The sequence below is a fragment of the Streptomyces sp. NPDC002870 genome (genome assembly GCF_042888505.1).
Lineage (GTDB): Bacteria > Actinomycetota > Actinomycetes > Streptomycetales > Streptomycetaceae > Streptomyces.
Map to the genome: position 1 here is coordinate 70,690 of NZ_JBIAPW010000042.1, position 6,126 is coordinate 76,815.

General features: G+C 71.5%; 5 protein-coding genes. 3 read left to right on the forward strand and 2 right to left on the reverse strand.

The features are described from left to right. Positions 1-15: 15 nt before the first annotated feature. On the forward strand, positions 16-762 hold the full coding sequence (locus tag ACFYWY_RS33880) for an SDR family oxidoreductase (RefSeq protein WP_389193920.1): 747 nt from the start codon (positions 16-18) through the stop codon (positions 760-762). Between the two features lie 43 nt (positions 763-805). Here ACFYWY_RS33880 and ACFYWY_RS33885 read toward each other — a convergent pair whose 3' ends face one another. Next, entirely contained in the window at positions 806-1,969 is a 1,164-nt protein-coding gene (locus ACFYWY_RS33885; RefSeq protein WP_389193923.1) for an ROK family transcriptional regulator, read from the reverse strand. Positions 1,970-2,058: 89 nt separating this feature from the next. On the opposite strand from ACFYWY_RS33885, the gene ACFYWY_RS33890 reads away from it, so the two are divergent. Together ACFYWY_RS33890 and ACFYWY_RS33895 are read left to right on the forward strand one after the other, a co-directional pair. After that, complete coding sequence (locus ACFYWY_RS33890) at positions 2,059-3,270, forward strand: MFS transporter (RefSeq protein WP_389193926.1); 1,212 nt, start codon at positions 2,059-2,061, stop codon at positions 3,268-3,270. 238 nt (positions 3,271-3,508) lie between these two features. After that, positions 3,509-4,186 carry a DUF5995 family protein gene (locus ACFYWY_RS33895; protein ID WP_389193929.1) on the forward strand — a complete coding sequence of 226 codons (678 nt, stop codon included), beginning with the start codon at positions 3,509-3,511 and terminating at the stop codon, positions 4,184-4,186. A gap of 73 nt (positions 4,187-4,259) precedes the next feature. On the opposite strand, the gene ACFYWY_RS33900 is transcribed toward ACFYWY_RS33895, so the two are convergent. Further along, the gene (locus tag ACFYWY_RS33900; protein ID WP_389193932.1) at positions 4,260-5,966 is read right to left on the reverse strand and encodes a flavin monoamine oxidase family protein; all 1,707 of its coding nucleotides are present in this window, start codon (positions 5,964-5,966) and stop codon (positions 4,260-4,262) included. Between the last annotated feature and the right edge of the window lie 160 nt (positions 5,967-6,126).

Sequence of the window (6,126 nt, forward strand, 5' to 3'; positions counted from 1 at the left end):
TGGCACGCTGGTGCCATGACCTCGATCCTGGTGACGGGCGGTACGGGAACGCTGGGCCGACTGGTGAGCGACCGGCTGCGCGAGCGCGGACACGAGGTGCGGGTGCTCAGCCGCCATGCCCAGCCGTACACCGTCGACCTGCGGGTCGGCTCTGGGCTGGACGCGGCGGTCGAGGGCGTCGATGCGATCGTCCACTGCGCGTCCTCTCCGCGCGGCGGTGACGACCGGGCGGCCGCACATCTGCTCGCGGCCGCGCGCAGGGCCTCTGTGCCCCATCTGGTCTATATCTCCATCGTCGGCGTGGACCGGCTGCCGCTCGCCTACTACGGCGTGAAGCACAAGGTCGAGCGCATGATCGAGGAGGCCGGGGCGTCGGGTCAGGGCTGGACGGTGCTGCGGACGACCCAGTTCCACGATCTGGTGCTGCGCCTGCTGGCGGCCGAGGCACGACTGCCGGTGCTGCCACTGCCCTCGGGGGTGAGCGTGCAGCCGATCGACACGGGTGAAGTCGCCGACCGGCTGGCCGAGTTGGCCGTCGGCGCGCCCGCGGGACGGGTGGACGACATGGGCGGCCCCCAGATCCGCCCGCTGGCGGATCTCGCACGCGCGTACCTGCACGCCACCGGGCGGCGCCGCCCGATCGTGCCGATGCGGCTGGCCGGGAAGGCGTACGCGGGCTACCGCAGCGGTGCGCAGCTGACGCCGGAACGGGCCGTCGGGAAGGTCACCTTTGAGGAGTTCCTGGCGCGGCGGCTGGGCTGACCGGCCCGGCGTTCAGCCTTCCGCGGTCGGCGTTCGACGCCCTTCAGCGGGCGAAGAGTTCGTCCTGCGCCGCCTCGCGCGCGGTGATCAGGGCGCCGCTCAGAACCGCGGCGCCGCCCAGCTTTCCGGCGCGTACCTCCGTACGCAGCGGGGACAGCGCGGCCAGCCGGGACTCGACCCTGGCGGACAGCTCCGCGCCGCCCGCGTGGCCGACCTCACCGCCGAGGACCACACAGCCCGGGTCCAGCACGGCGGCGACCGCGGCCACGCCGAGGGAGAGCCGGTGGGCGAGGTCGTCGAGGAAGCCGCCGTGCCCTGTCGCCACGGCCTCGCGCACGAGCGCCGCGGCAGCGGGCTCCTGGGGCCGGTCCGCCTCGATGCCGTGCCGGGCGGCGAGCGCGCAGATCGCGGCGGATCCGGCGAGCGAGTGGAAGCCGCCTTCGCAGTCGGCCGCGGACGGAATGCCCTTCGTGCCCGGCACCGGCAGGAATCCGATCTCTCCGGCGCCGCCCGAGGCGCCCCGGCGGAGCCTGCCGTCCAGGAAGAGGGCGGCGCCCACGCCGTGGCCGAGCCACAGGAAGACGAATGTGTCGCGGTCGGCGGCCGCGCCGAGGCGCTTTTCCGCGACGGCCGCCAGATTGGTCTCGTTCTCGACGATGACCCGGGCCGGCAGCCGATCCTGGAGGGCGGCGACGAGGCTGCGGTGCCAGGCGGGCAGGCCGGTGGTGTCGCGCAGTTCGCCGCTGACCGGGTCGATCAGGCCTGGCGCGCCGATGCCGACGCTGTGCAGCCGGGCCGCGCCCGCTTCCCGGGCCGTACGCTCCAGCAGCGCGGCCGCCTGCTCCACCGCGGGTTCGGTGCCGGTGTCGCCGTCGATGGGAAGCGAGGCCTCGGCGAGGGTGACGCCGAGCAGATCGGCGACGACGACGGTGACGCTCTGGGTACGCACGTCGAGGGCGGCGAGGTGCGCACGGTCGGCGACGATCCCGTACACCCGGGCATTGGGGCCGCGGCGCAGCGCGCCCGCCTCGCCGACGATCTGGATCAGGCCGGATCCCTGGAGCCGCTCCACCAGGTCGGCGACGGTGGGACGGGAGAGCCCGGTCATGGTCTTCAGCTGCCCTGCCGTCAAGGGGCCTTCCTGCTGAAGCAGTTGAAGCGCGAGTCGGTCATTGATGGCCCGGGCGGTGCTCGGGGATGCAGGCATGCCGGAATCCTTCCAGATCGATGGCGCCACTATTTATCAGGCAGGGTTCCTGATAGTTTACGCCCGACATCGGCGGGAGGGGCATCGGCATGGTGAACGAAGTGGTCCTCGGGCAAGGGCGGTTGAAGCGGGCGCGGTACGCCGTCGCCGCGGTCTTCTGTGTGCACGGCGCGGTCACCGGCAGCTTCGCCACCCGTATCCCCTGGATCCAGGACCATGCGGCCGTCAGCGCCGGCCAGCTCGGTCTGGCGCTCGCCTTCCCCGCGCTCGGCGCATCCGTGGCGATGCCGCTGGCCGGGGCGGTCAGCCACCGCTTCGGCGCGCGAAACGCCCTGCGCGGGCTGCTCGCCCTGTGGACCCTCTCGCTGATCCTGCCGTCCTTCGCCCCGAATCTCCTCACCCTGTGCGCGGCGCTCTTCATGTTCGGGGCCTCGGCGGGGATGTCGGACGTCGCGATGAACGCCCTGGGCGTCGAGATCGAGAACCGCATGGACCGCTCGATCATGTCCGGGCTGCACGGCATGTGGAGCGCCGGCGCGCTGATCGGCTCGGCGGGCGGCACGCTGGCCGCGCACCTGGGCAGCGACGCACGGCTGCACCACGCGCTCGCGGCCACGACGCTGACCGCGCTCGGGCTGATCGCGTGTCAGGGCGTACTGGACCTGTGCAGCACGCCCGACGATGCGCCGCCGCCGAGGTTCGCGCTGCCGCCCAGGTCGGCGCTGGTCATCGGGGCGATCGGGTTCTGCGCGGTGTTCGCGGAGGGCGCGAGCCTGGACTGGTCGGCGGTGTATCTGCGGGACGTGATGGACACGTCGGCCGGTCTCGCGGCGGCGTCGACCACGGCTTTCGCGCTGACGATGGCGGTGGCGCGGTTCGCGGGCGACCGGATCGTGGACCGCTTCGGAGCGGTACGTACGGTACGGGTGGGCGGTGTGCTGGCCACCGCGGGCGGGCTGCTGGTGGTCGTGGCGCCGCATCCGGCCGTGGCGATGGTCGGCTTCGCCTTCATCGGGCTCGGTGTCGCCGTCGTCGTACCGCTGGCCTTCGCGGCGGCGGGACGCAGCGGCCCCAACCCCAGCCAGGCGATCGCGGGCGTCGCGACCATCACGTACACCTCGGGACTGATCGCCCCGTCGGCGATCGGCGCGGTCGCCGACGCGACGAGCCTGGTGGTCTCCTTCGGCCTGGTGACGGCGCTCGCGTTCGGCCTGGTGCTGGGGGCGGGGGTGCTGCGGTCGGCGGGACGGGAGAGCGCGAAGTCCGGCGCCGCGGACGCGGTTGCGGAGCCGCGGCTCTGAGCCCGGGCAGAGGCGACCTTCCCGTAACCGGGGCTCTGCCCCAGACCTCCCCCATAGCCCTTCGGGCATGGGAGGTGCCCCCACCCCCTACGCCCTGGCGAGCGCGAGCGCGGCGACTGCTGGACTCGGGCACCTCGACGTACGAGCCCGATCACGACACCCGTTCGCGGGTCCCCCGTTCTGGGGAAGCCCCGGCCCGGCACCGCGTGGTGGGGCCGGCGGCTGGGACCCTGCCTCCATGGCGCACACCGAACAGGTCCCGGTCGACACCGTGGTGGAGCGGATGCACTCCTTCCGCTCCAGCTGGCCGGACACGGACGGGGTGGCCGTCTTCAACCGCGTCTATCTGGTCGTGACGGAGGAGATCGACCAGCGCATCGACGGCGGCGAGTTCCCCGACCGGCGCGCCGCAGTCACGCTGGACGTACTTTTCGCCCGGCGATATCTGACCGCCGTGGACGCCGCGGCGGCGGGCCGTCGCCCGCCGGCCTGCTGGCGGCCGCTGTTCCAGTACCGGCGCCATCCCGGCGTACGACCGCTGCAGTTCGCCCTCGCCGGCATCAATGCGCACATCGGGCACGATCTGGCGCTCGCGGTGGTGGACACCTGTCATGCCCTCGGATGCGAACCGGCCGATCTGGAGGGCGAGTTCGACCGGGTGGGCGACATCCTCACCCTGTTGGAGGAGCGCATCCGCGAGGATCTGATGCCCGGCCCCGATCTGCTGGAGATCGCCGATCCGCTCACGCATCTGCTCGGCTCGTGGAGCCTGGACCGGGCCCGCGACGGCGCGTGGTCGGCGGCGCGGATGCTGTGGGGCGTACGGGAACTCCCTGGCCTGGCCGAGGAGTTCACCGAGCGGCTGGACACCGCGGTCGGACTCGTCGGGCGCTGTCTGCTCACGCCCTGGCCGTGAGGCGCGATCGTTGATGACCGTCCGGGGCCGGCCGGATCGCGGCCGTGCCCCGGACGGAAGCTCAGTGCCGGACTCAGTCCTCCGGCAGCTCGACCGGAGCGATCTCGTCGTAGAGGTCGCCCGGGCCCGGGTTGCTCGCGTCGGTCGTACCGCCGAAGTGGGTCATCACGCCCCACACCGCGTTCAGCGCGGTCTGCACGGCGCCCTCGGCCCAGCCCGCCGTCCACGAGATGTCGTCGCCCGCCAGGAAGATGCCGCGCTTGTCCTCGGGCAGCCGGTCCTGCATGAAGTGGGTGAACAGCCGCCGCTGGTAGCGGTAGTGGCCGGGCAGGTTCGCCTTGAACGCGCCCATGAAGTACGGCTCGTTCTCCCAGGACACGGTCACCGGGTTGCCGATGATGTGGCTGCGGATGTCGACCTTCGGGTAGATCTCGCCGAGCGACTTGAGCATGACCTCCATCCGCTCGTTCGCGGACAGCGGCAGCCACTTGAGGCTGTCGTCGCACCAGGTGTACGAGAGGCAGATGACGGCGGGCTTGTCAGGCCCGTGGTCCAGCAGATAGGTACCGCGGGTCATCCGGTCGGTGAGCGTCATCGACATGACGTCGCGGCCGGTCGGATTCCCCCTGTCGTCGACGGCCTTGTCGAGCCAGAAAGGCCGGTCGACCGGAACGAAGAGCTTGGACGACTCCATGTAGTGCGTCCGCTCCATCGCCGTCCAGTGGTCGATGGGGAAGAGCGAGTCGTCGCAGGCGATCTTGGACAGCAGCATCCAGGACTGCGCGGTGAAGATGGCGGCCTGGTACGTACGGATGTCGCCGGAGGCGTCGGTCACGGTGAAGCGGTTGCCCGCGGTGCGGTGCAGCCGGGTCACGGCCGGGCGTGGGTCCCCCTCGTGCAGGGACCTCAGGGACGTGCCCTGCGCCCAGTGCACGATCTTCTCGGGCTCGCGCTCCCAGAGCCGCAGCGGCAGCTGCTGGCTGCCCTCGACGATGCCACGGTGGTGGTCGTCGGCCTCGGAGTAGACGACGCGCAGGATCTCCAGGATGGAGTTGGGGAAGTCGGTGTCCCAGCCGCCCGTGCCGAAGCCGACCTGGCCGAAGATCTCGCGGTGCCGGAACGACTTGAAGGCCTCGGACTCGCAGAGGAAACCGTAGAAGGTCTGGTTGTCGAGCTTCTCCACCAGCTTCGCCCAGATCTCGCGGATGCGCGGCACATCGCGCTCGCGCATGGCGCGGTTCATGTCGGAGAAGTCGGCGCCCTCCTCCAGACAGGCGTTCCAGGCGTCCATCACATCGCGGTAGACCTGCGGCAGATCGTCGATGGTCTCGGCGTAGTGCGACTCGCCCTTGAGGTCGACGACGGTCGACGGGGTGCCGGGCGCAAGGGGGTTGGGGAAGGGCTGCGTGGTCAGGCCCACCAGGTCGATGTAGTGCTGCAGCGCGGTGGAGGAGGGCGGGAAGCGCATGGCGCCCATCTCGGCGGACAGCTCGGGATCGCAGCCGTCGAAGCCGACGGTGCGCAGCCGGCCACCGATCCGGTCCGCCTCGTAGACGACCGGCTTGAGGCCCATCTTCATCAGCTCGTACGCGGCGACCAGTCCGGAGAGACCGCCGCCGATCACCGCGACCTCGGTGCCGTGCTCGGTCGCCGGTATCTGGCCGAGGCCGGCCGGGTGGGCGAGGAAGTCGTCGTACGCGTACGGGAAGTCCGGACCGAACATGGTGATCGGCGGCTGTGCGTCGGTGTGCTGGACAGCGGTGGGCACCGTGGACGTCATGGGGTGCGGACTCCTTGCACGGAAAGGTGAGCGTTGAGCGGGGAGGCGGGAGGGGAGGGAGGGGAGGGGTCAGTAATCCGGTCGCCTGACGGCGACACCCTGTGTGCGTGAAAATCGGTGTGTGGTCGTCCGGCGGACGTCGTATCGCCTTGGCGCGTTC

Coding starts and splice junctions, on each gene's coding strand:
- ACFYWY_RS33880 (WP_389193920.1), top strand. CDS start 16: ATGACCTCGATCCTGGTGACGGGCGGTACGGGAACGCTGGGCCGACTG.
- ACFYWY_RS33885 (WP_389193923.1), bottom strand. CDS start 1,969: ATGCCTGCATCCCCGAGCACCGCCCGGGCCATCAATGACCGACTCGCG.
- ACFYWY_RS33890 (WP_389193926.1), top strand. CDS start 2,059: ATGGTGAACGAAGTGGTCCTCGGGCAAGGGCGGTTGAAGCGGGCGCGG.
- ACFYWY_RS33895 (WP_389193929.1), top strand. CDS start 3,509: ATGGCGCACACCGAACAGGTCCCGGTCGACACCGTGGTGGAGCGGATG.
- ACFYWY_RS33900 (WP_389193932.1), bottom strand. CDS start 5,966: ATGACGTCCACGGTGCCCACCGCTGTCCAGCACACCGACGCACAGCCG.